Annotated in this window: 21 protein-coding genes; 18 read left to right on the top strand and 3 right to left on the bottom strand. The window is 42.1% G+C overall.

The features are described from left to right. Positions 1-4: 4 nt before the first annotated feature. The 8 genes from V7L12_RS01125 (at position 5) to V7L12_RS01090 (ending at position 7,039) form a co-directional block, all read left to right on the top strand. Positions 5-499, top strand: a complete 495-nt coding sequence (locus tag V7L12_RS01125) for a DUF2231 domain-containing protein (RefSeq protein WP_335081338.1) — start codon at positions 5-7, stop codon at positions 497-499. After that, positions 496-1,101, top strand: a complete 606-nt coding sequence (locus tag V7L12_RS01120) for a DUF2231 domain-containing protein (protein WP_334922728.1) — start codon at positions 496-498, stop codon at positions 1,099-1,101. The genes V7L12_RS01125 and V7L12_RS01120 overlap by 4 nt, the downstream gene beginning before the upstream one ends. Before the next feature lie 32 nt (positions 1,102-1,133). Beyond that, the gene (locus V7L12_RS01115) at positions 1,134-2,057 is read left to right on the top strand and encodes a cytochrome c oxidase subunit II (RefSeq protein WP_335081335.1); all 924 of its coding nucleotides are present in this window, start codon (positions 1,134-1,136) and stop codon (positions 2,055-2,057) included. Beyond that, positions 2,047-3,711 (top strand): cytochrome c oxidase subunit I, encoded by a 1,665-nt coding sequence (gene ctaD, locus V7L12_RS01110; RefSeq protein WP_335081333.1) that lies wholly within the window; start codon positions 2,047-2,049, stop codon positions 3,709-3,711. The genes V7L12_RS01115 and ctaD overlap by 11 nt, the downstream gene beginning before the upstream one ends. Before the next feature lie 119 nt (positions 3,712-3,830). After that, on the top strand, positions 3,831-4,496 hold the full coding sequence (locus V7L12_RS01105) for a cytochrome c oxidase subunit 3 (protein WP_335081331.1): 666 nt from the start codon (positions 3,831-3,833) through the stop codon (positions 4,494-4,496). 38 nt (positions 4,497-4,534) lie between these two features. After that, positions 4,535-4,780 (top strand): hypothetical protein, encoded by a 246-nt coding sequence (locus V7L12_RS01100; protein WP_335081329.1) that lies wholly within the window; start codon positions 4,535-4,537, stop codon positions 4,778-4,780. 138 nt (positions 4,781-4,918) lie between these two features. After that, a complete protein-coding gene (locus V7L12_RS01095; RefSeq protein ID WP_335081327.1) occupies positions 4,919-6,286 on the top strand; it encodes an NAD(P)/FAD-dependent oxidoreductase in 1,368 nt (455 codons plus the stop codon). Between the two features lie 342 nt (positions 6,287-6,628). Continuing rightward, positions 6,629-7,039: a peptidoglycan-binding domain-containing protein gene (locus V7L12_RS01090; protein ID WP_335081325.1), complete on the top strand. Its 411-nt coding sequence runs from the start codon at positions 6,629-6,631 to the stop codon at positions 7,037-7,039. 228 nt (positions 7,040-7,267) lie between these two features. On the opposite strand, the gene V7L12_RS01085 is transcribed toward V7L12_RS01090, so the two are convergent. Together V7L12_RS01085 and V7L12_RS01080 are read right to left on the bottom strand one after the other, a co-directional pair. Further along, complete coding sequence (locus V7L12_RS01085) at positions 7,268-7,903, bottom strand: nucleotidyltransferase family protein (protein ID WP_335081323.1); 636 nt, start codon at positions 7,901-7,903, stop codon at positions 7,268-7,270. 5 nt (positions 7,904-7,908) lie between these two features. After that, a complete protein-coding gene (locus V7L12_RS01080; RefSeq protein WP_335081320.1) occupies positions 7,909-9,066 on the bottom strand; it encodes an XdhC family protein in 1,158 nt (385 codons plus the stop codon). A gap of 1,461 nt (positions 9,067-10,527) precedes the next feature. Here V7L12_RS01080 and V7L12_RS01075 point away from each other — a divergent pair. The 7 genes from V7L12_RS01075 (at position 10,528) to V7L12_RS01045 (ending at position 15,529) form a co-directional block, all read left to right on the top strand. Further along, positions 10,528-10,827 carry an ArsR/SmtB family transcription factor gene (locus V7L12_RS01075; protein ID WP_335081318.1) on the top strand — a complete coding sequence of 100 codons (300 nt, stop codon included), beginning with the start codon at positions 10,528-10,530 and terminating at the stop codon, positions 10,825-10,827. Between the two features lie 28 nt (positions 10,828-10,855). Then, complete coding sequence (locus V7L12_RS01070; RefSeq protein WP_335081316.1) at positions 10,856-11,704, top strand: phosphate ABC transporter substrate-binding protein; 849 nt, start codon at positions 10,856-10,858, stop codon at positions 11,702-11,704. Then, positions 11,661-12,539 carry a phosphate ABC transporter permease subunit PstC gene (pstC, locus tag V7L12_RS01065; protein ID WP_335081314.1) on the top strand — a complete coding sequence of 293 codons (879 nt, stop codon included), beginning with the start codon at positions 11,661-11,663 and terminating at the stop codon, positions 12,537-12,539. Before V7L12_RS01070 ends, pstC begins: the two co-directional genes overlap by 44 nt. Next, entirely contained in the window at positions 12,532-13,386 is an 855-nt protein-coding gene (gene pstA, locus V7L12_RS01060; RefSeq protein ID WP_335081312.1) for a phosphate ABC transporter permease PstA, read from the top strand. The genes pstC and pstA overlap by 8 nt, the downstream gene beginning before the upstream one ends. After that, a complete protein-coding gene (locus V7L12_RS01055; RefSeq protein ID WP_335081310.1) occupies positions 13,383-14,177 on the top strand; it encodes a phosphate ABC transporter ATP-binding protein in 795 nt (264 codons plus the stop codon). The genes pstA and V7L12_RS01055 overlap by 4 nt, the downstream gene beginning before the upstream one ends. A gap of 28 nt (positions 14,178-14,205) precedes the next feature. Next, positions 14,206-14,823, top strand: coding sequence for a flavin reductase family protein (locus tag V7L12_RS01050; RefSeq protein WP_335081308.1), 618 nt, complete (start codon positions 14,206-14,208; stop codon positions 14,821-14,823). Positions 14,824-15,064: 241 nt separating this feature from the next. Beyond that, positions 15,065-15,529, top strand: coding sequence for a hypothetical protein (locus tag V7L12_RS01045; RefSeq protein ID WP_335081306.1), 465 nt, complete (start codon positions 15,065-15,067; stop codon positions 15,527-15,529). Positions 15,530-15,797: 268 nt separating this feature from the next. On the opposite strand, the gene V7L12_RS01040 is transcribed toward V7L12_RS01045, so the two are convergent. Continuing rightward, positions 15,798-16,478, bottom strand: a complete 681-nt coding sequence (locus tag V7L12_RS01040; protein WP_335081304.1) for a polysaccharide deacetylase family protein — start codon at positions 16,476-16,478, stop codon at positions 15,798-15,800. 380 nt (positions 16,479-16,858) lie between these two features. Here V7L12_RS01040 and V7L12_RS01035 point away from each other — a divergent pair, with 380 nt between their 5' ends. The 3 genes from V7L12_RS01035 to V7L12_RS01025 all read left to right on the top strand — a co-directional run bounded on the left by V7L12_RS01035 (position 16,859) and on the right by V7L12_RS01025 (position 20,756). Beyond that, complete coding sequence (locus tag V7L12_RS01035) at positions 16,859-18,229, top strand: calcium-binding protein (RefSeq protein ID WP_335081303.1); 1,371 nt, start codon at positions 16,859-16,861, stop codon at positions 18,227-18,229. Between the two features lie 231 nt (positions 18,230-18,460). Next, positions 18,461-19,486, top strand: coding sequence for an RnfABCDGE type electron transport complex subunit D (locus V7L12_RS01030; protein ID WP_335081300.1), 1,026 nt, complete (start codon positions 18,461-18,463; stop codon positions 19,484-19,486). Further along, positions 19,380-20,756 (top strand): DUF2330 domain-containing protein, encoded by a 1,377-nt coding sequence (locus tag V7L12_RS01025; protein WP_335081298.1) that lies wholly within the window; start codon positions 19,380-19,382, stop codon positions 20,754-20,756. Before V7L12_RS01030 ends, V7L12_RS01025 begins: the two co-directional genes overlap by 107 nt. Positions 20,757-20,942 lie beyond the last annotated feature (186 nt).

The raw sequence follows: 20,942 nt of genomic DNA, 5'->3' as shown, positions 1-20,942 counted from the left end.
AGCGATGCCTGCTCTGTCTCTGAATAACCAAAATTTACCATACCCTGACCCTCTACACCCGATCGTTGTCCACTTTGTAATTGCGATGGTGCTTTTTTCTTTCGTGTGCGATGTGCTGGGCTATTTCACCCGTAACGTGCGGTTGTTTGAGGTGAGTTTCTGGAATATGTTTGTGGCCTCAGCAGCTATCTTTTTAGCGGTGATTCTTGGTCAGTTTGAAGCAGGTCTGGCGAACATTTACCCAGCAGTCCAACCAACACTGAATTTTCATACGGTGATGGGTTGGTCGCTGGCGGCTATTGTTGTTGGCATTACAGCTTGGCGTTTCGTGATTCGCAAACGCACTCCACGGAAAGTACCACCTGCTTACCTTGGTGCAGCAACCTTTTTAGTCTGTTTAGTGTGCTTGCAAGTCTATCTAGGGAGCAAGCTAGTTTGGGTGTATGGGTTACACATTGAGCCAGTTGTGCAAGGAATGAAGCAGGGAGTTTCGCCATGAACTGGCAACTGATTGACCAGTTGAGATTGAGGCTGAATGCTAACGGATTACCTTATGAGATTCCGATACATCCGCAACTGGTGCATCTAACATTGGGTTTATTCATTCTTGCGATCGTTTTTGATATTGCCGGAGCGCTTTTTGCTTTAGAAAAACCAATCTTCAAATTTTTGGGTCTGCCTACCCTGCGTTCTGGTTTTTTTGATGTCGGCTGGTATAACCTCATAGGAGCAGCTTTTATCACTTTTTTCACCGTTGCAGCTGGTTTTTTCGAGCTACTGCTAGCAAATCCACCAATCGATCAAAAGAGCGTTTGGGGGTTAACTGCTGGTTGGACGATGCTTTTGCATGGTTTAGGTGGCGTTTTGCTGTTGGGAGCGATCGCAGCCATGACAGTATGGAGAGGTTTACAACGCTATCGCTGGCGCAAGGATGCTTCTAGGCAAGTGCAGTGGAGTTACTTGTTAGCAGGTATTGCAATATTGGGCATCTTGTTTGTCCACGGAACTTTGGGAGCGCAATTGGGAGAAGAGTTTGGAATTCACGTTACTGCTGCGAAGTTACTCCAAGAAGGTAAAAACCCAAATTTACTACCCAAATAATCAAGCAAGAAGCACTCTTACATGAGATTATTATGTTTAGTTTTTTTGAATATGTACTAATAGCGTTTTATGTTGCAGGGCTACTAATTGTCAGTCGATGGATTGGACAACAGGCGTTTTCTTGGATGCCTCCCCAAGCGACAGCAGAAGCACAACGGGTAGATGATTTATTTAGTTTTTTAGTCTCAATTGGAGCATTCATCTTGCTGGGGCTGATTGGTGTTATTGTGTATGCGATCGCTTTCCATCGCGCTCGACCGGAAGACTACAGCGAAGGACACCCTTCTAGAGGTGATGGAAGGCTAGAAATATTGTGGACAGCAACCCCGACTCTGCTAGTAGTATGGATTGCCTTGCAAAGCTTCAATATTTATCAGCAATTAGATATTTTGGGTCTAAACCAAATTGTGCATTTGCACACACCCCTAGAATCTGCACCCGCCTACGCTGCAACCGTCAGTGATGTCCCCAAACCTGCATCTGAAACAATTGATGTTTTCGTTAAGCAGTGGGATTGGTCTTTCCGCTATCCAAATAATGTTACCAGCAAGGAATTACACTTGCCGATTAATCGCAGCACTCGCCTAAAGATGCAAGCACAGGATGTAATCCACGGTTTCTACGTTCCTGAGTTTCGCTTAAAGCAGGATATTGTGCCAGGGCGCAAGATTGACATTGTGCTAACACCCATTCGCCCAGGTAAATATCGCCTGAAAGATTCTCAATTTAGTGGTACTTACTTTGCCTTAATGGAGGCAGATGTATACGTTGAATCCCTTGATAAGTATAATCAATGGCTCATGCAAACGGTGTCTAGCGAAACTGCAAACGATAAAAATCAGGCAGTTGCCGAAAATATCCAACCACCAAAGACATTATTTAAAAGCGGCTGGCACACCATCACACCTCCTCAACCTGCTATAGCGAATCAAAGGAAGATAAATAATGACACATGATATGAGTGAAGCTATAGCCAAGAATAGAGAACATCAAAATGACTGGCGGCAATATTTCAGCTTCAGCACCGACCATAAGGTAATCGGTGTTCAGTACATGGTGATGACCTTTATTTTCTTTCTGCTTGGCGGGCTGTTGGCGATGATTATCCGTGCTGAGTTGCTCACCCCGGAATCAAATTTAGTCGATCGCCCCCTCTACAATGGTTTGTTCACCATGCACGGGACAATCATGATTTTCCTGTGGATTATTCCCTTCAATGCAGGTCTTTCTAACTACCTAGTGCCACTGATGATTGGAGCGCGGGACATGGCTTTTCCCCTGCTCAACGCCATCTCTTTTTGGATTTTGCCACCAGCCGGTCTTCTACTACTGTCTAGTTTCTTACTACCAAACGGGACTGCACAAGCTGGTTGGTGGTCTTATCCACCAGTTAGTCTGCAAGTTCCAGCCAGTCAGTTGATTAACGGTCAATTTATTTGGATAGTTAGCCTAGTATTAATCGGCATCTCTTCAATTATGGGGGCTGTCAACTTTGTTACTACTATCTTTTGGATGCGATCGCCAGGGATGACATTTTTCCGAATGCCCGTCTTTGTGTGGTCAGTTTTTAGCGCCCAGTTGTTGCAGCTGATTAATTTGCCTTCCTTGACGGCTGCATTGATACTGCTGTTGCTTGACCTCTCCTTCGGTACACAATTTTTTAAACCTGAAGGAAGTGGCGATCCGATCATTTACCAACATTTATTCTGGTTCTATTCTCACCCTGCAGTGTATATCATGGCGCTACCAGCCTTCGGTATTATTGCGGAAGTTCTGCCAGCCTTTTCTCGCAATCCCCTATTTGGCTATCGGTCAGTTGCTCTTGCTTCTTTAGGTATTGCTGTAGTCAGCATTTTCGTTTGGGTGCATCACATGTTCACCAGTGCTACTCCTGGCTGGATGCGGATGACCTTCATGGCCACCTCAATGTTAGTTGCCATACCTACCGGTGTTAAGGCATTCGCTTGGACTGCCACAATCTGGAGGAGCAAGTTGCACCTAGAGACACCAATGCTATTTGCGATGGGAGGTGCAGCGATGTTTATTTTTGGCGGTGTCACTGGTGTGATGCTTGCCGCCACGCCATTTGATATCCACGTCAATAATACTTACTTTGTAGTCGGTCACTTCCATTACATTGTTTTTAATACCATCACAATGGCAATTTTTGCCGGAATTTACTTCTGGTTTCCCAAAATAACTGGCAGGATGTACGCCGAGGGTTGGGGTAAGCTACATTTCTGGTTGACCTTTATTCCTGCCAATATCACCTTTTTCTCCATGCACCCATTAGGTTTGCAAGGGATGCTACGCCGAATTTCCTCCTACGATCCTCAGTATCAGGGTTGGAACGTTATCGCTAGCCTGGGATCGTTCTTACTGGGAGCATCTACGCTGCCCTTTATTGCTAACATCGTCGGTTCCTGGCTATATGGAGCCAGAGCAGTTGATAATCCCTGGCACGCGACAGGATTGGAATGGACAACTTCCTCACCACCTCCGCGAGATAACTTTGAAGAGATTCCTGTTGTCAACAGACCTCCTTACGACTATGGCGATCCAAAATATTCATTCGTGGAAAATTCTGATAATGCTGAGTCAAATCGGTAGGGACTGGGGACTGGGAAGGAGATATAGTTATAAATTCTTCAATCCCCAATACTTCGACTTCGCTCAGTACAAGTGCCCAATCCCCAATCCCCAATTCTTAATTCCCAATTTCCAAAATCATGCAACGTGGCAACATTCATATAGATGAAAGTCCGATCCGTTTTGATCGGTGGCGGCGACGCTTACCGAATTGGTTACAGCGCTTTCTGCCAAGTGGTGGCGGAAGTCATGAAGATCATCATGGCAAAGGAATGTTCGGATTTACTGTGTTCCTGTTGTCGGAAAGTATCATTTTTTTGAGTTTTATCTTTACTTATGTTGCTCTACGACTGAATACTACTAACTGGCTACCACCCGGTATTTCTGGGCCAGAATTGTCTAAGCTCGTAATTGTTAATACGGTAGTTTTACTTTCTAGTAGCTTTGTGATTCAACCAGCAGAAAATGCCCTCAAGCGTAATCAACTGGGTAAATTTCGCAGGCTATGGCTGATAACGATCGCAATGGGAACCTACTTTTTAATTGGTCTATTAATTGAGTGGAAAAATCTTGATTTCAAGATTACTACAGGATTAGTTGGTTCCACATTCTATTTGCTGACAGGTTTCCACGGTTTACACGTTCTAGCTGGTGTAGTGCTTCAGATAATCATGCTGATTCGCTCATTCATTCCAGGCAATTATAATAAGACTCACTTCGGTACAAGTGCAACCACTTTATTTTGGCACTTTGTTGATGTAGTTTGGGTCTTCCTTTTCTCGCTTATCTACCTTTGGCAGGCATAAAAATTTTCAGTTCACCAAGTATTTTCAGGAGTAACTTTATGAATTTATTCATCCAAGAACTACCAGCCTCAGAACTCGCCCCAAAAGCAGTTCAAGAAACTCCCACACCAGGTAAAGATCCACTCATTGCACAAGGTTTACAAAAAGAGCAATATATTGGCATTATTGGGCTAGCGATCGCTCTAATTGCTGCTGTGGGATTTTTTAGTCGTAGAGTCGAATACGCTATTGCTTTCGCTTTATTCCTCAGCGTTATTTTAATTGCATTATTTTTATTTATATAGTGAATTTGTCATTTGTATTTTCGCAAAAGTCTTAGTTTTGACTCTTTCTTTGCATCTCTGTACTAGACAAAACAATCTGATTTAAATGCGTTACATCCTGGCAAATTCATTTATTTGACAATACTTGGGAGATATTTTATGAACAGCCCAGTTTATCAAACTGTAATTGTCGGTGGTGGCTTCACCGGCTTATTTACAGCCTTACACCTAGCTCACGAACATTATCCTCGCTCTGTAATTTTGATTGATCAAAATGAAAGCTTTTGCTTTAAGCCATTACTCTACGAATATTTCAGTGGCGAGATGGATGCTTTTCAAGTAGTACCACGTTTTGTAGAATTGCTTAAAGGCAGCGGTGTAATTTTTGTTCAAGATGCAGTGGAATCGATAGACTTGCATCAACAACAAGTTAAATTAGCTTCGGGAAACTCCTACAACTACAGTAACTTAGTCTTAGCTTTGGGTAGTGTTACTGCTTATCATCATCTTGAAGGTGCTAAAGAATACGCTTTCCCTTTTTGGACAGAAGCAGATGCGATCGCTCTTGAGCGACATTTAGGCGACTGTTTGCAAAAAGCAATCAAAACTGAAGATCCAGAGCAACGTCGTCAACTGCTAACAGTAGTTGTAGTTGGTGGTGGTGCAAGTGGTGTGGAAATGGCAGCGACTATAGCTGATTTACTACCACATTGGTATACTGCTTTGGGAGGAAATTCTAGTGAAATCCGTGTAGTACTGCTCAATCACGGTAAAGAAATCCTCAATGGTGATATTAACACTCCTCTGCGCCCAATTGCTGAGAAAGAATTACAAAAACGCACGATCCCAATTGAAATACTTACGGGAGCAGAAGCTACTAATATTCATGCCAACGCCATTGAATATAAGCGTAATGAGCAAATTGAGACATTGCCAACATATACCACAATCTGGACAGCTGGTACTTCTATTCACCCACTAATTAAAGATTTACCAATTTCTCAAGAACATCGGGATCGTAGCGATCGCCTCCTAGTTACTCCCACAATGCAACTACTTGATTTTCCAGAAGTCTTTGCAGGCGGGGATTGTGTGGCAGTTAAAGATAAATCACTACCGCCAACAGCTCAAGTTGCTTATCAGCAAGGAGCCAATATTGCCCGAAATTTGAAAGCATTAGCTTTAGGCGAAGACCTCAAACCAGCAAAGGTAAATATACGCGGAACTCTCTTAAAATTAGGGTTAAATGATGCTGCTGCTAACCTTTTCAATGTTTTGGAAATTACAGGCGAATCCGGGCATTTAATCCGTCAAGGCACTTATTTAACGCTATTACCAACTCCAATTCATGATTTTAAAGCTGCTAGTGAATGGGTGGATGAAGAGATTTTTCACCACCACCTTGACCCTCATGATGTGGGCAAAAAAGTTGTCCAAGCAGTGGAAGTGGTTGGTGCAGGAGTTGTAGGCGTTTTAGTTGCCAGGAAATTATTGAAAATGTTGGGTTCGGAGGATAAAAGAGACTAGGGATTAGTAATCTATCAAGTTTAAATTGATGGTTAAACAAGTTCGTAGTCAGGACTTTAGTCCTTATTTTCTAAGCACTAAAGTGCTTACTACAAACTCTTCATTACTAGCGCAATTTTGTGCGACATAAATTTTAATACATTTAGTCATGCTTTTGTCACAATTTCGCAATAGCTTTGTCAATACGACGTGTGATGCTATAGCTCTGGCTTTGGAAATAGTCTCAGACTAAACCCACACACCAGAATCTACAGAGGAGAATCACTTAAGGCACAGTCCCTTATGAAGATGACTCTTTAAATAGAAATTGCAAAATCTCATACAGTTGGAAGGAACAAGAAGATGAATTGGAAAGTACTTGCTTTGCTCCCTGCTTTGACTCTAGCTACTGCTGTGCCTGCTTACTCTTTAACTAATAATAAAAGCCAAAATCCGGCTACTGCTACCCACATTGCCCAAAGTACTCAGCAAGGCAACATGATGAAAAAGCCTAATGCTGTACCAAAGCTTAATGCCAAGCACAAGTCTAATCATCTGGCAAAGCGTAGTACTGGTACTGTACTGACAGTAGGCAGCAGAGGAGAGACAGTGAGAACTGCTCAGAATTCTTTAAAACAGCAAGGATTTTATACAGCAAGTGTGAATGGTGTGTTTGATAACAAGACTCGTGCAGCTGTGATTAAATTTCAGAAATCTAAAGGATTAAGAGCAGATGGAATAATTGGACATCGGACTTTAGCTGCTTTTAAGTAAAATGGTTTACTAATATCCTGATTGCTGAAATGCTTTAAAGACAAAAGGCTAGAAAATAAATTATAGCCTTAAAATACTAACCCGACTTTTTCTATTTTTCTATCTGTGTAGGTCGGGGAGCCACTGCATTGTGGAGCCAGCAAGTTCTTCTCTACGAGACGCTATGTGAATGGGAAGCGTCTCGTAGAGAAGGGGGTTTCCCGACTTGTTTGCTTTTACCCATCTTCTTCAAGATACTTCAAAAATTCCTCTAGTAATTAATAGCAATTGTTCGTAATCCTTTGGTGTATCAATATCCATATCCCCTAGTGGAAACGGAATAGAAAAAACTTCATTAATGTTATTATTAATAACTTTTTTTGCTCCTGAAGTTTCTTTTAAAGCGGCAAGTTCTGAAAAAAATGTCTGATTAAATAGAGCAGGTACACCTAACGTATCCCCATATTCACAAGCAATAATCGATTTTTTTGTCGAATAATATGCATCAACAAGTTGATTAATAATTTGGGGAGAAACAAATGGCTGGTCGCAAAGTGTAATAACTACTGCTTCTATTTTTTGCGGAAGATTATTTAACAATTCAATACCACTCTTGATTGAAGTACTCATTCCACAAGCCCAATCCAAATTCTCAACTACTTTAACAGGAAGTTGTTTAATTTGGGGATGAATCTGTTCTGCATTGGCTCCAAGTACTACTACCACAGGTTGACAAACTGAAGCGATCGCCATGTCTGTAATATATTGCAACAAACTACTTCCTTGGTAAAGCAATAGTTGTTTAGGTGTACCCATCCGTGTAGATGCACCAGCTGCAAGAATCATAATCGCTATGGTTGATTTTTCATTGTCTATAGTAGTCATAAAAACTATGTGGTAAGTAGCAAGTTTGAGTTGCTTTCATCGTATTGGTGAATTGGTTGATTGCGATTTCTTAAAAAATTACCATTGCGGTTTTTTAGCACTGCTTGAATTTCTGCAATAATAGCGATCGCTATTTCTTCAGGTGTATCTGCTCCGATATCAATCCCAATCGGGCCATGTAATCTGGTTAATTGTTCAGTAGTATAAACTATTCCTTGCAAACGTAAATCTTCAAGCAATCTTTCAGTACGCGCCTTTGGGCCTAAAACCCCTATGTAGCGTGCAGGAGATGGCAGCAACGTTTTCAAAATTTCCAGGTCATCAAGATAATTATGTGTCATCACTACAGTAACTGTGTTGGCATCTATAAATACCTGTTTATCTACAATTTCTCGCCGAGTAAGAATCACATCACAAGTTATTGGAAATCGCCCTTTAGTTGCCTCATTAGCTCGACAATCGACTACAGTAACGTCCCAACCTAATGCTTGAGCAAACTGTGCTACGGGTACAGCATCATAACCAGCACCAAATATTACTAAAGGCGTGGGTGGTTGAATGACTTCAATAAAAACTTCAGCACTGCCTAAAGGTAACTGATAGTTTTTTACACTAGACTTTTGATTAGTAAAAGCTGCTTGAGTATCTGCAATCAAAGATTGAATTAAATTTGAATCTTTGATGTCAGTAATAATTTTACCATCTGGATACAGCAGTAAGCGCGACCCAAGTTTCACATCTACCCCATCTTCAAAAGCAAAGACTGTAGCAATAATACCCAAATGTTTTTTATGAAAGCACTCCTGTGTAAAATCGATCGCATTCGGTGAACTTTCTGTTTCAAGACGTTCGATCAGAACTTGCACTGTCCCATTGCACCCCAGACCAAAGCCCCAAAGAATATCTTCCGAGGCGGTGTTATCGTAAGTCACAACAATTGCTTCGCCGTCCGACATTCGTTGTTGAGTATGCTCAAATACGTCATTCTCCAAGCAACCAGCGCTGATTGTTCCAATCATCCGACCAGTATCTGTCATTAACATTTTGGCACCCGGTCGGCGATAGGTTGAACCTTGAGTTTTGACTACAGTAGCAAGGAAAGTAATTTCACCATTTTTTTGACTTGACTCGAAACCTTCTAAAATTGCTTGTAATTCGTTCATTTTATTGGTTAATTTTTCTGTTTTTAGCAGTTTGTCAGCTTTAGCAGGTAGTTAAATGGAAACAATGTGATGACTGTACTATTGTGCATCCTGCTAGTGTCAAACACTCCTTCGATTTGCCGTTCATTAACTATTACAGTATATCTGTTAGATTCAGGTGCGCTCGTAGTGTTCTGCTATCTAAGATAAGCGAAAACACCACTGAAATCATGCTCCGCAGGATAGTTACCAACTTTAGTCATTTATCTATTATAAGAGTTAGCACGGAATATTGATTTTCCGTAACTAGAGTTTTGGCAGAGTACTTTAAACTTATTGCAAAAGTCTTAATTTGAGACTCTTTATTTTCATAAAAGGTGGGACTGATCGATTTCAAAGCAGCAATCCGACGCTGTGCTCTATCAAGTACTTTAGACCCACGTTTTGGATGTGACATAAATCACTTTCCTGTTATTAATAATGCGCCAGGATAAAAACTGACTTCTACCCTGAACTGTACAGCATTAGGATAGACAGAATTAGGGTTAATTGACACCCGCGTTATTCAGTAGAAATTAATTTATTTATTACAAAGATATTAAATAAATTTATGTAAATTTTTGGAGGTTGTCCGAATTCAATCAACGACTGCCCGAATTCAATAAACGACTGTCCGAATTCAATAAACGACTGTCCGAATTCAATCAACGACTGCCCGAATTCAATAAACGACTGCCCGAATTCAATAAACGACTGCCCGAATTCAATAAACGACTGCCCGAATTCAATAAACGACTGCCCGAATTCAATAAACGACTGTCCGAATTCAATAAACGACTGTCCGAATTCAATAAACGACTGTCCGAATTCAATCAACGACTGCCCGAATTTAATATAGGAACTTAGCAAACTTGCTTTTATTAAACACAAAAGCGATGGCTTTGCCAACGCCTGCCGTAGGATGCCTGTTCGCGAACAGCGTCTCCTTTAGGAGAAGGGCTGTAGGGCGAACGCAAGAATTGAACCAATACAAAGCGTAGACGCTGCATCGGTGAGAGAGTCGCAGTCTTCTCCCTTGGCGCTAGCCTCTCCCTTTGGGAGAAGGGGAGACGCTAAGAGCGATGGCGGTTGCTATAAGTGTTTAGGAGAAACAATAATTTTCCAGCAACTGAGCGATCGCTTTTCTCTCTTGCGTGCCTCTAAGCAGAATGTCATCAAGAAAAGGTGAAACGTTTACGAATAGTTTTATTTTATATAAATAAATACTCAGTAAATCTCAGGATATGGGGTAAACATTAAGCTTTGGTTAAAAAAATTCATTTTAATTATAGAGCGTGACACTTTTTACCTTAAAATATGAATCAAATTTCATATAAATTGCTATTCATTTGTGATAGCAGCAGTTGTTAATCTTCGCTGAACACGAGAGCGTTCGCTGCCAAGTAACTTAAGAAACAAGAAAAACCTATTCCTTTAAAGGTAATGAAAAATAGCAGCAAGAAGCAGGTTAACTGCGTAGAAAAGCTGAAGGTACTGGCAGATGAAACTCGTCTAGCAGTATTAGAACTTCTGATCGACAGTCCCAAACACGTGGGAGAGATGAACGCAATTTTGGGCTTGGAACAAAGCCTGCTCTCGCATCATTTACAAGTTCTGCGTCGCTCCCAGTTGGTTGTGCGATCGCGTGATGGGAAAGCAGTTCTCTACCGCCTGGCTCCCGAAGTGGAAGTAACTACTGGCAAAGCTTTGAACCTTGGCTGTTGTGTCCTCAGTTTTAACTAAAAACCCTAATTCGGGTTGAAAAGCAATAATGAAAAATTCTCAAATTTTACCTCTGGCAATTGGATTGGCTACCTGCGTTTGGTTACAAGGCTGTTCTTCAGCAAATCGAGATGTAAATAATACAAATCAGCTTCAAGGAAAACTAGTACTTACAGGCTCCAGTACAATTGCACCGTTAGCGGCTGAAATTGGCAAGCGTTTTGAATCTCAGCATCCAGGTGCGCGAGTTGATGTGCAATCAGGAGGGTCTTCGCGTGGGGTTTCTGATGCTCGTCAAGGTGTCGCTAATGTTGGCATGGTTTCTCGTGCCTTGAAGCCAGAAGAAAACGATTTAAAAGCATTTTCTATCGCTCGTGATGGAGTAACGGTAATTCTCCACAAAGACAATCCAGTAAAATCGCTCAACGACAAGCAAGTTGTAGATATTTACACAGGCAAAGTGACCAACTGGAAACAAGTGGGAGGTACAGATGGAACGATTACAGTTGTTAACAAAGCCGAAGGACGTTCCACTTTAGAATTATTTACCCATTATTTCAAACTAAAAAATACAGATATCAAAGCCCAAGTAGTAATTGGTGACAATCAGCAGGGAATTAAGACAGTAGCAGGAAACCCGAATGCAATTGGTTATGTATCGATCGGGTCAGCAGAAAATAGTGCGGCCAATGGAGTAGCTATCAAGCTGCTACCTGTAAATGGGATAGCTGCAACAACAGCCAACGTCCAAAATGGGACTTTTCCGATTTCTCGTCCACTTAACTTAGTAACTAAAACCCAACCTCAAGGATTGACAAAAGTATTTCTTGATTTCGCGCAATCACAACAGGTAAATGACATTGTTCAAAAGCAAAACTTTGTCGTCGTCTCCAAATGACTTTTGGTTAGTCTGGATACTGCGTTTTTTAGGGGTAATAGCAGGGGCGATCGCACTTTTAATTATCGTCTTTCTGATTCTTGAGTCTCTACCAGTCCTCAATCATGTCGGAATAACACGTTTTTTTACGGACTCTTCCTGGAACCCAACCGCCGGACTATACAATCTCTTCCCGATGTTATTGGGTACATTTTTGGCAATGGTTGGCTCAGTAGCGATCGCTACACCTATTGGAATTCTATCTGCGGTTTTTTGTCAATACTACGCCCCAGCAGTAATGGCTCGGTTATACCGTCGCTTAATTGAACTATTAGCAGGAATTCCTTCTGTAGTCTATGGTTTTTGGGGATTGGTGGTGCTGGTTCCGATGATTGGTAGGATACATCCACCGGGGCCAAGCTTACTCGCGGGTATTGCCATTCTCACAGTGATGATTTTGCCAACAATAGCGCTTGTAGCCGATGCCAGTCTAGCGAAAGTCCCAACTTCTTACCTTCAGGGAGCAGCAGCTTTAGGATTATCCCGTTGGGCAACTATCTCTAGAGTCGTGCTTCCTGCTGCCAAATCTGGATTATTCACAGGCTTAATTTTAGAAACAGGTCGAGCAATTGGTGAAACAATGGCTATTTTGATGGTGTGTGGCAATGTGGTACAAATGCCGAAAAGTATATTTGACCCCATCCGCACGTTGACGGCTAATATTGCTCTGGAAATGGCTTATGCTACAGGAGACCACCGTTCTGCGTTGTTTGTTAGCGGTTTAGTCTTGATGGGAATGATTGTGCTATTAGTTGCGGTTGCGGAAGTCATCAGTCAAGGAAAAATATATGGGTGAACCTGTTGTAAGTCCTAAAGATTGGTTGCCAACAATCATTGTTTGGACAACTGCTGCCCTAGTTACTGGTATCTTCCTTTGGATACTCAGTGATATCCTTTGGCATGGTATAGGACACTTGACGTGGGAATTTCTGACAACTGAACCAGAAAATGCTGGTAGAGAAGGGGGAATTTCCAGCATTCTTGTTTCCACTTATCTGATTATGGCAGTATGTATGGCGGTTTCTATCCCTATTGGTGTTGGTACAGCCGTTTTACTGGCAGAATTCACTCCTGTGGATAGTTGGTTTGGTGGGTTGGTGCGGCGTAGTTTAGATGTACTGGCAGGAGTTCCTTCTATAGTCTTTGGGTTGTTTGGCAACATCTTCTTTTGCCAAGTTTTGGGATTGGGATTTTCTATTTTGTCGGGAGGATTGACCTTGGGGTGTATGGTGTTACCAATCTTGATTCGCTCTACAGAAGAAGGATTTCGCGCTGTTCCCAATGAGTATAGATTAGGAGCCGCAGCCCTTGGTTTTTCCCGTACAACAACGCTATTTCAACTGTTGTTACCTGCTGCTGTCCCTGGTTTGGTTGTGGGATTGGTGCTGGGTATTGGTCGAGCGATCGCAGAGACTGCGGCTTTAATTTTTACTAGTGGTTACGTAGATAGAATGCCAGAATCACTGCTGGATTCCGGGCGTGCCCTCTCGATTCATATTTTTGATTTATCAATGAACGTCTCTGGAGGAGATGCCAATGCTTACGCCTCAGCATTAGTCTTGCTGGTATCACTGCTAGTGATTAATGGTACGGCAGCATGGATTGCAGATAATTGGTTGCACAGGAGAATTTTTTCTGCATGAAATCGGCAAATATCCCTACTGGAATTGTTGAACCGTTGATTGAAACGGATAACTTAACTTTGCAATACGGGCAAAAAACCGCATTTGCTAATGTGAATTTGAGTGTGAATCTGGGGGAAATTTTGGCATTGGTGGGGCCTTCTGGTTGTGGAAAAACTAGCTTTTTGAGTTGCCTAAATCGGTTAACAGATATGATTCCCCAGTGTCGAGTCAAAGGGCGGATTCGCATCGGTACTTTAGACGTGCTAAATCCCAAAACTAATGCGAACGCGCTGCGGCGGCAGGTTGGGATGATTTTCCAAAAGCCTAATCCTTTTCCTTTATCAATTTGGAAGAATCTGGAATTACCCCTGCGAGAACATGGTATCCATAAAGGACAAATTGATGCGATCGTCGAGACAAGCCTTAAAGATGTTGGACTTTGGGATGAAGTAAAAGACCGACTGCAAACCTCTGCCTTAGCACTTTCTGGCGGACAGCAGCAAAGGTTGTGCATAGCTAGAGCCTTAGCTTTGCAACCAGAAATCTTGTTATTCGATGAACCTTGTAGCGCCCTCGACCCAATTGCCAGTGGAATAGTTGAAGACTTAATTACTAGTTTGCGTCAGCGTTATACCTTGCTGATTGTGACGCATAACCTAGCGCAAGCCAAGCGCATCGCCGATCAAGTTGCTCTGTTCTGGGTGCAGTCAGGTGTTGGGCAATTGATTGAGTCAGGTTCAGTGCAGCAAATTTTTGAGAACCCCCAACATTCGTTGACAGCAGCTTATGTTACGGGTGCAAGGGGTTGATTTGAAAAATATAGAAATAGAGAATTTTATGTTATCATTTGTGCCGCAGGAAATGAAAGACCCTGCTCCTTACCATCTATTGACAAGCATCGTTGCTCCTCGCCCAATTGCCTGGGTATCTACAATTAGTGCCTCTGGAATTCCCAATGTTGCCCCGTATTCGTTTTTCAATGCAGTAGCAGGTTTTCCACCAACTATTATGTTCTCAGTCGCATATCGTAGACATGAGCCAAAAGAAAAAGACACGTTACGCAATATTCATGAAGTTGATGAATTTGTGTGTCATGTGGTGGATGAAACACTGTCTCAGGCAATGGTTCAAACGGCAACAGAATTTTCTTATGGAGTTAATGAGTTTGAAAAAGCAAACTTAAAAGCTATTCCTGCTACAGATGTCCGACCGTTGCGGATTGAAAGCTCACCTGTGGCAATGGAATGTAAAGTTACACAAATAGTGACAGTGGAAGGAACCAACAATGTGATGGTATTGGGTCGAGTGTTACGATTTCATGTGCGTGAAGACCTATACCGCCAAGATTTGGGGTTAGTTGATACTGTAAGGATGCAGCCGATTACGCGCTTAGGTGGGCCAGTTGAGTATACAAAGATTGGGAAACTATTTGAGATGACAACTCCAAAGGTATGATCGGATGTTAATTTACAGGGGTTGCACGTAGGTTTTTTGTAGCTTGTAAAATTCACCCTTGACTTATATCCATTGGATGTTATTTTGGATAACGAATGAAATCATCATCAATATAAACACTGAGACACCCCTGCTCGATCGAGTTAACTCAGTTTCATCTTTTTTTAGTGCCTTGCGGTTGATAACACGTTACCATCACGTTACTATACAGCAGTTACTTACAAACAAGTAAAGCAAGATTATGGCACTAATTATAGGCACTGATGGAGACGACATTTTAGTTGGAACTGATGGAGATGACAGATTTATCGCCAGTGCTGGTAATGATACCATTGATTACAGTGACTTAGGACAACCTGTAATAGTCCAGCCAGTGGTTATCCAAAAAGGTGCAGTTGGAAATGACACGTTTAAAGATTTCTTTGAAACCTTGATTGGTGCTACAGGACAGATTAACAGTATTGATGCTACTTCTGACAGCACAAATGTATCAATAATAGCTGACTTATCTAAAGAAAGACTAGAAATCAGAGTTGTCGGTTCGCCGCCAATAGTAGTCAATTTGAAGAATTTTGTAAATATAATTGGTACAAATCAAAATGACGCAATTACTGGTGATGCTAAAGATAATGAATTATCTGGCAGTGGCGGCAAAAATGAGGGTGAAACAATACCGTTTTCCCCATTGAATATGGCCAGTTCATAATCAGCATGGGGTAAACCTAGCAACTCGCACAACTCGGCTGCAATCTTTTCTGCCCAATCTTCTCCTGTGTTTGGTCTAGCTTTCTTGAATAGACAACAACCTAAATACTGATGGCGAAACCAGAACTTTTCTTTGGTTCCCAAATCTTCATCAGCCTTTGGGGCATCTAGGGGAACGTCAACGATCAAAAACTGCTCTGGCATAATTTATAGAAAAGCCTGATTTAAAGCAAATTATTAACTTTACCTATTTTAAAAATGTGTAGCAATCAATGGGTTGTCTTAGCTTGCTGCCATAGAGTATCAACAGTTACAAACTCATAACCTTGTTGTAAGAGTTGCGGAATGAGAATTTGAATTGTGGCAGCAACATCTTGTCCACCACAAGCACCATCATGCAAAACAATTATTGAACCATTTTTCACCTGCTGCATAATTCGCTGTACCACTGTGGTGACACCTGGGCGCACCCAGTCTTCTGGGACAACGCTCCACATAACTGGGCGGTAATTCCACTGAGAAAAAAAATTTAAAGTAGCAGGTGTAAATAAACCATTGGGGGGACGGACATCTCGCACTTGTTCCGGTTGCAGGTTGCAGGCATTGTAAATGGCTGCTTGGGTTTTTTCTAAACTTTCCTTCAGGTCATTTGGGGAAAGCATGGGAAAAGAGCGATGATCGTAGCCATGCAATCCGATCCAGTGTCCGCGATCGCTCACAGCTTTGGCGATCGCTGGTGAACGGTTGACGCAAACACCTAACCAAAAAAAACTAGCTTTAATGTTGTAACGGTCTAACACTGCCAAGACTTCGGGTGTGTATTGAGGATGGGGCCCATCATCGAATGTGAGTGCGATCGCTTTAGCATGAGAATTTCCAGTCCAAAGGCAGTTGGGAAAACTCGGCTGGAGAATGCGGTAGAAAATTGGGAAGAGGGGAGCTAGCTGCATAAAGTTTTTTCTTTTTTCCGTAATCTTGCGTAACTACACTGATTACTTAATATGAGGCTGTTAAGGTCGATTTGCACACTTAACAGTCTTATATCTAGAACTTACGCACTGTACAAATGGACAGTTGTATGAATTAGCACTCCTTGTCATGTTAGTAAGTTTTCCCTTGTTCCTATTTTCAAGTTGGAAATGTAGTTTGCACTTACGACCTATTCCTGCCTAGCTAACTCAACTTATTTTTTTAGTTGTCAGATCAACAGGAAATATCGCAATCACAGAAATAGGTGAAAAAGAAAATTATAGCTTGACTACACAACTGTCTTTTTGTCAACCTGTAAGTCCTAATATTAACAATTACTCTTTATCAAGGATAAACTCTCGTGGCAATTAATTATTACGGAACTAATGGCAATGATGTTGTCTTCGGCAGTAGTGACAACGATACCCTTAGAGGCTTTGATGGTGATGACAAACTGTTTGGTGGAGCAGGTAATGACTTCATAGATGGTGGCTTTGGCTTTGACACCATTGATGGCGGTGCTGGAACTGATACCACATCTTACGCTTTCTTCTCTGGTCCAATTGATGCCAATCTCTCTACTGGTGTAGTCAAGTTTCCGGGAAATTCTACTCTCACGGATACTTTAGTCAGCATTGAGAATTTAATTGGTACAGCTGGCAACGATACGATTGTTGGTAATGATGCCAATAATGTTCTCAGCGGTGGAGCAGGTAATGACTTCATAGATGGTGGCTTTGGCTTTGACACCATTGATGGCGGTGCTGGAACTGATACCACATCTTACGCTTTCTTCTCTGGTCCAATTGATGCCAATCTCTCTACTGGTGTAGTCAAGTTTCCGGGAAATTCTACTCTCACGGATACTTTAGTCAGCATTGAGAATTTAATTGGTACAGCTGGCAACGATACGATTGTTGGTAATGATGCCAATAATGTTCTCAGCGGTGGAGCAGGTAATGACTTCATAGATGGTGGCTTTGGCTTTGACACCATTGATGGCGGTGCTGGAACTGATACCACATCTTACGCTTTCTTCTCTGGTCCAATTGATGCCAATCTCTCTACTGGTGTAGTCAAGTTTCCGGGAAATTCTACTCTTACAGATACTTTAGTCAGCATTGAGAATTTAATTGGTACAGCTGGCAATGATACGATTGTTGGTAATGATGCCAATAATGTTCTTAACGGTGGAGCAGGTAATGACTTCATAGATGGTGGCTTTGGCTTTGACACCATTGATGGCGGTGCTGGAACTGATACCACATCCTATGCTTTCTTCTCTGGTCCAATTGATGCCAATCTCTCTACTGGTGTAGTCAAGTTTCCGGGAAATTCTACTCTTACAGATACTTTAGTCAGCATTGAGAATTTAATTGGTACAGCTGGCAATGATACGATTGTTGGTAATGATGCCAATAATGTTCTTAACGGTGGAGCAGGTAATGACACTCTCGTTGGTGGTTATGGCACTGACGTACTATATGGTGGTGCTGGCGGAGATAAGTTTGTCTTCAATAGCAAATTTGAAGGTATCGATATCATCAAAGACTTCGAGTGGAAAGAGGGTGACAAAATCCAGATTTCCAAGTCTGCATTTGGTGCTAGCTCTAACAACCAGTTCAGCTACAACAGCACTAATGGTAACTTATTCTTCGCAGGGGATCAATTCGCCACCATTGAGAACAAGCCTTCTTTCTTCTCAGTTAATCTAGATGTTGTGCTGGTATAAATCTTTTCCTTTTATTCCATATCTTCATACTTCGGTCAATTAACTTGAAAAAGGTAGAGATGCGATCGCATCCTTACCTTTTTTGATTATCTTTAAGTTCAAACATCACAGCGATCGCTTTGATCTGTCAATGCTTTATTTTGTAACAAAATCTGTAACAGCAATACTATTTTACCTAGCACTCGTCTAAATTGATGAGAAATCTACGGGGAATCCCTGAATTAAGGGTTGATGTTGCTAAAAGATATACGAGATTATCAGATTTTATTTTTGGGCTTGTTCCTAGTCTTGGGAATCGGTACACGAGATTGGACGCTGCGACCAGAGTTGATTGGGGTAGCGATCGCCACTTGTCTTGTAACCCAATGGATATTGTCATTAGTCACTTGTACTGAGCGACTTGTGCCGAGCGAAGCCGAGGTAAGCCGAAGTATTGGTCATTGGTCATTAGCAAACAACAAAGGACAAAGCCCAAATCTTCGCAGTGCTTTAATTACCTCACTGGGACTCAGTTTACTGTTGCGGGCTGACCACTGGACAACAATGGCAATAGCCGCAGCAATTGCGATCGCCAGCAAATTTATCTTCCGAGTCGGCGATAAGCATTTCTTCAATCCTGCCAACTTTGGCATCATATCTGCCTTGATTCTCACCCCCGATGCTTGGGTTTCGCCGGGACAATGGGGTGAAGAGTGGTGGTATGGGCTATTATTTCTCGGTACTGGCGGCATGATTTTGCAGCGGATTGGTCGCTGGGACACCACAGCAGCTTTTTTGGGTTCCTACTCTTTGCTAGAGGCGATTCGCAATTTCTGGCTGGGTTGGACTTGGGATGTTTACTGGCATCGATTGATGAGTGGGTCTTTGCTGCTGTTCGCCCTATTTATGATTACAGATCCGCGATCAATCCCCAATTCCCGAATTGGGCGCATAGTTTGGGCAGTTTGTATCGCTGGATTAACTTTTATCCTGCGAAATTATTTCTTTGTTTCCACAGCAGTTTTCTGGGCGCTATTTGCCCTTGCACCGTTGAGCATCCTGCTAGATGTTTTCTGGTTAGCCCCAAGGTTTGCTTGGCAAGAGAAAGATGAGGGAGCAGGGGTAGAACTCCTAACTCCTAACTCAGCACTAAAAAATAGAGGTATAAAAAATGAAGTTTTTTCGACTTTTAACACCATTATTGTTGGCAATTGTAGCTGTTTTGTGCTTTGCACCAGCAGCTTGGGCATTTTGTGGATTTTATGTAGCCAAAGCTGATACAAAACTGTATAACAAAGCTTCTCAGGTGGCGATCGCACGGGATGGCGATCGCACTATTCTAACAATGGCAAACGACTTTCAAGGCGAAGTCAAAGATTTTGCAATGGTAGTACCAGTGCCAACGGTGCTGCAAAAAGAACAAGTTCGCGTCACTGAACCCAAGATTATTGAACGCCTAGATGCTTTTAGTGCGCCGCGATTGGTGGAATATTTTGACCCAGATCCTTGTGCTCCAGTTTACGAAAGAGAGTTATCAGCAGCACCAGCGCCAGCAGCAGCGAGAAGTGAGGCAGGGAGTGCAAGGGGCGATGCTAGCTTGGGTGTGACGGTTGAAGCACGTTTCAATGTTGGCGAATACGACATCGTGATCCTCAGTGCGAAAGAATCTGGTGGACTGGAAACTTGGCTTAAACGCAATGGCTACAAAATCCCCAGAGGTGCGAAACAGTTACTTCAGCCTTATATTCGCTCCTCAATGAAATTCTTTGTTGCCAAAGTCAACTTAGATAAATTCGAGCAATCTGGCTACCAGTTTCTCCGTCCGCTACAAATTTCCTATCAATCGCCTAAATTCATGCTGCCAATTCGTTTAGGCATGATCAATGCTACGACAGAGCAAGATTTGATTGTCTACATCCTCTCGCCCCAAGGACAAGCAGAAATCACCAACTATCGGACGGTGAAAATTCCCTCTGATGCAAATATTCCCTTATTTGTCAAAGATGAATTTGGTGAATTTTACAAATCCGTGTTTCAAACTGTCTACACTAAAGAAGATAGGAAAGTTGGTTTTTTAGAATACGCTTGGGATATGGGTAGTTGCGATCCTTGTTCTGCTGAACCTCTGACTCCAGAAGAACTCAAGCAAGCAGGCGTATTTTGGCTAGATGATAATTCTACAAGTAATCTGCCAGTACCACCCAGTTTTCGTCGTCCCTCTCCTAGAAGTAACGTCTTCATCTCTCGATTGCATGTTCGCTATACCCGCGACAAATTCCCTGAAGACTTGATATTTCAACAAACTGCCAACAGTGAATCTTTTCAAGGACGCTATGTTTTGCAACATCCGTTCCAAGGGGAACTCAAATGTCAGGCTGGTAGAGAATATAAGCAGTCTTTACCCAAACGTTTTGAACAAGAGGCGCAAACTCTAGCTAAACTAACCAACTGGAAAATCCAAGATATTCGCAACAAAATGAAATTGAGTGTAGGTAATCTGCGATATTCTTGGTGGGAAAATGTCCTATCCTGGCTGGGATTATATTAAGGAGAGTGAGGAGTAAGATAAAAATCAAATCTGATACAGCAGAATTCCAAATTCTGAATGGGCTACGCCCCGCTGCGCTAACAGGAGTAAAACCCGCTTTATATCTGGGTAAAAGACTTAGCTTGTGTACCTCCCTAACTTGAAATCTGCTGTAATTTCCTTTCGTTACTTTTTATCAGTTGATAA

The sequence above is a fragment of the Nostoc sp. genome (assembly GCF_036918245.1).
Classification (GTDB): domain Bacteria; phylum Cyanobacteriota; class Cyanobacteriia; order Cyanobacteriales; family Nostocaceae; genus Nostoc.
The sequence above is the reverse complement of the archived record's forward strand: the minus strand, read 5'-3'. Positions and strand labels throughout refer to the sequence as shown.

Coding starts and splice junctions, on each gene's coding strand:
- V7L12_RS01090 (WP_335081325.1), top strand. CDS start 6,629: ATGAATTGGAAAGTACTTGCTTTGCTCCCTGCTTTGACTCTAGCTACT.
- V7L12_RS01085 (WP_335081323.1), bottom strand. CDS start 7,903: ATGACTACTATAGACAATGAAAAATCAACCATAGCGATTATGATTCTT.
- V7L12_RS01040 (WP_335081304.1), bottom strand. CDS start 16,478: ATGCAGCTAGCTCCCCTCTTCCCAATTTTCTACCGCATTCTCCAGCCG.
- V7L12_RS01050 (WP_335081308.1), top strand. CDS start 14,206: ATGTTATCATTTGTGCCGCAGGAAATGAAAGACCCTGCTCCTTACCAT.
- V7L12_RS01045 (WP_335081306.1), top strand. CDS start 15,065: ATGGCACTAATTATAGGCACTGATGGAGACGACATTTTAGTTGGAACT.
- V7L12_RS01080 (WP_335081320.1), bottom strand. CDS start 9,066: ATGAACGAATTACAAGCAATTTTAGAAGGTTTCGAGTCAAGTCAAAAA.
- V7L12_RS01025 (WP_335081298.1), top strand. CDS start 19,380: ATGAAGTTTTTTCGACTTTTAACACCATTATTGTTGGCAATTGTAGCT.
- V7L12_RS01105 (WP_335081331.1), top strand. CDS start 3,831: ATGCAACGTGGCAACATTCATATAGATGAAAGTCCGATCCGTTTTGAT.
- V7L12_RS01055 (WP_335081310.1), top strand. CDS start 13,383: ATGAAATCGGCAAATATCCCTACTGGAATTGTTGAACCGTTGATTGAA.
- V7L12_RS01100 (WP_335081329.1), top strand. CDS start 4,535: ATGAATTTATTCATCCAAGAACTACCAGCCTCAGAACTCGCCCCAAAA.
- pstA (WP_335081312.1), top strand. CDS start 12,532: ATGGGTGAACCTGTTGTAAGTCCTAAAGATTGGTTGCCAACAATCATT.
- V7L12_RS01120 (WP_334922728.1), top strand. CDS start 496: ATGAACTGGCAACTGATTGACCAGTTGAGATTGAGGCTGAATGCTAAC.
- ctaD (WP_335081333.1), top strand. CDS start 2,047: ATGACACATGATATGAGTGAAGCTATAGCCAAGAATAGAGAACATCAA.
- V7L12_RS01075 (WP_335081318.1), top strand. CDS start 10,528: ATGAAAAATAGCAGCAAGAAGCAGGTTAACTGCGTAGAAAAGCTGAAG.
- V7L12_RS01030 (WP_335081300.1), top strand. CDS start 18,461: ATGTTGCTAAAAGATATACGAGATTATCAGATTTTATTTTTGGGCTTG.
- V7L12_RS01095 (WP_335081327.1), top strand. CDS start 4,919: ATGAACAGCCCAGTTTATCAAACTGTAATTGTCGGTGGTGGCTTCACC.
- V7L12_RS01115 (WP_335081335.1), top strand. CDS start 1,134: ATGTTTAGTTTTTTTGAATATGTACTAATAGCGTTTTATGTTGCAGGG.
- V7L12_RS01070 (WP_335081316.1), top strand. CDS start 10,856: ATGAAAAATTCTCAAATTTTACCTCTGGCAATTGGATTGGCTACCTGC.
- V7L12_RS01125 (WP_335081338.1), top strand. CDS start 5: ATGCCTGCTCTGTCTCTGAATAACCAAAATTTACCATACCCTGACCCT.
- pstC (WP_335081314.1), top strand. CDS start 11,661: ATGACATTGTTCAAAAGCAAAACTTTGTCGTCGTCTCCAAATGACTTT.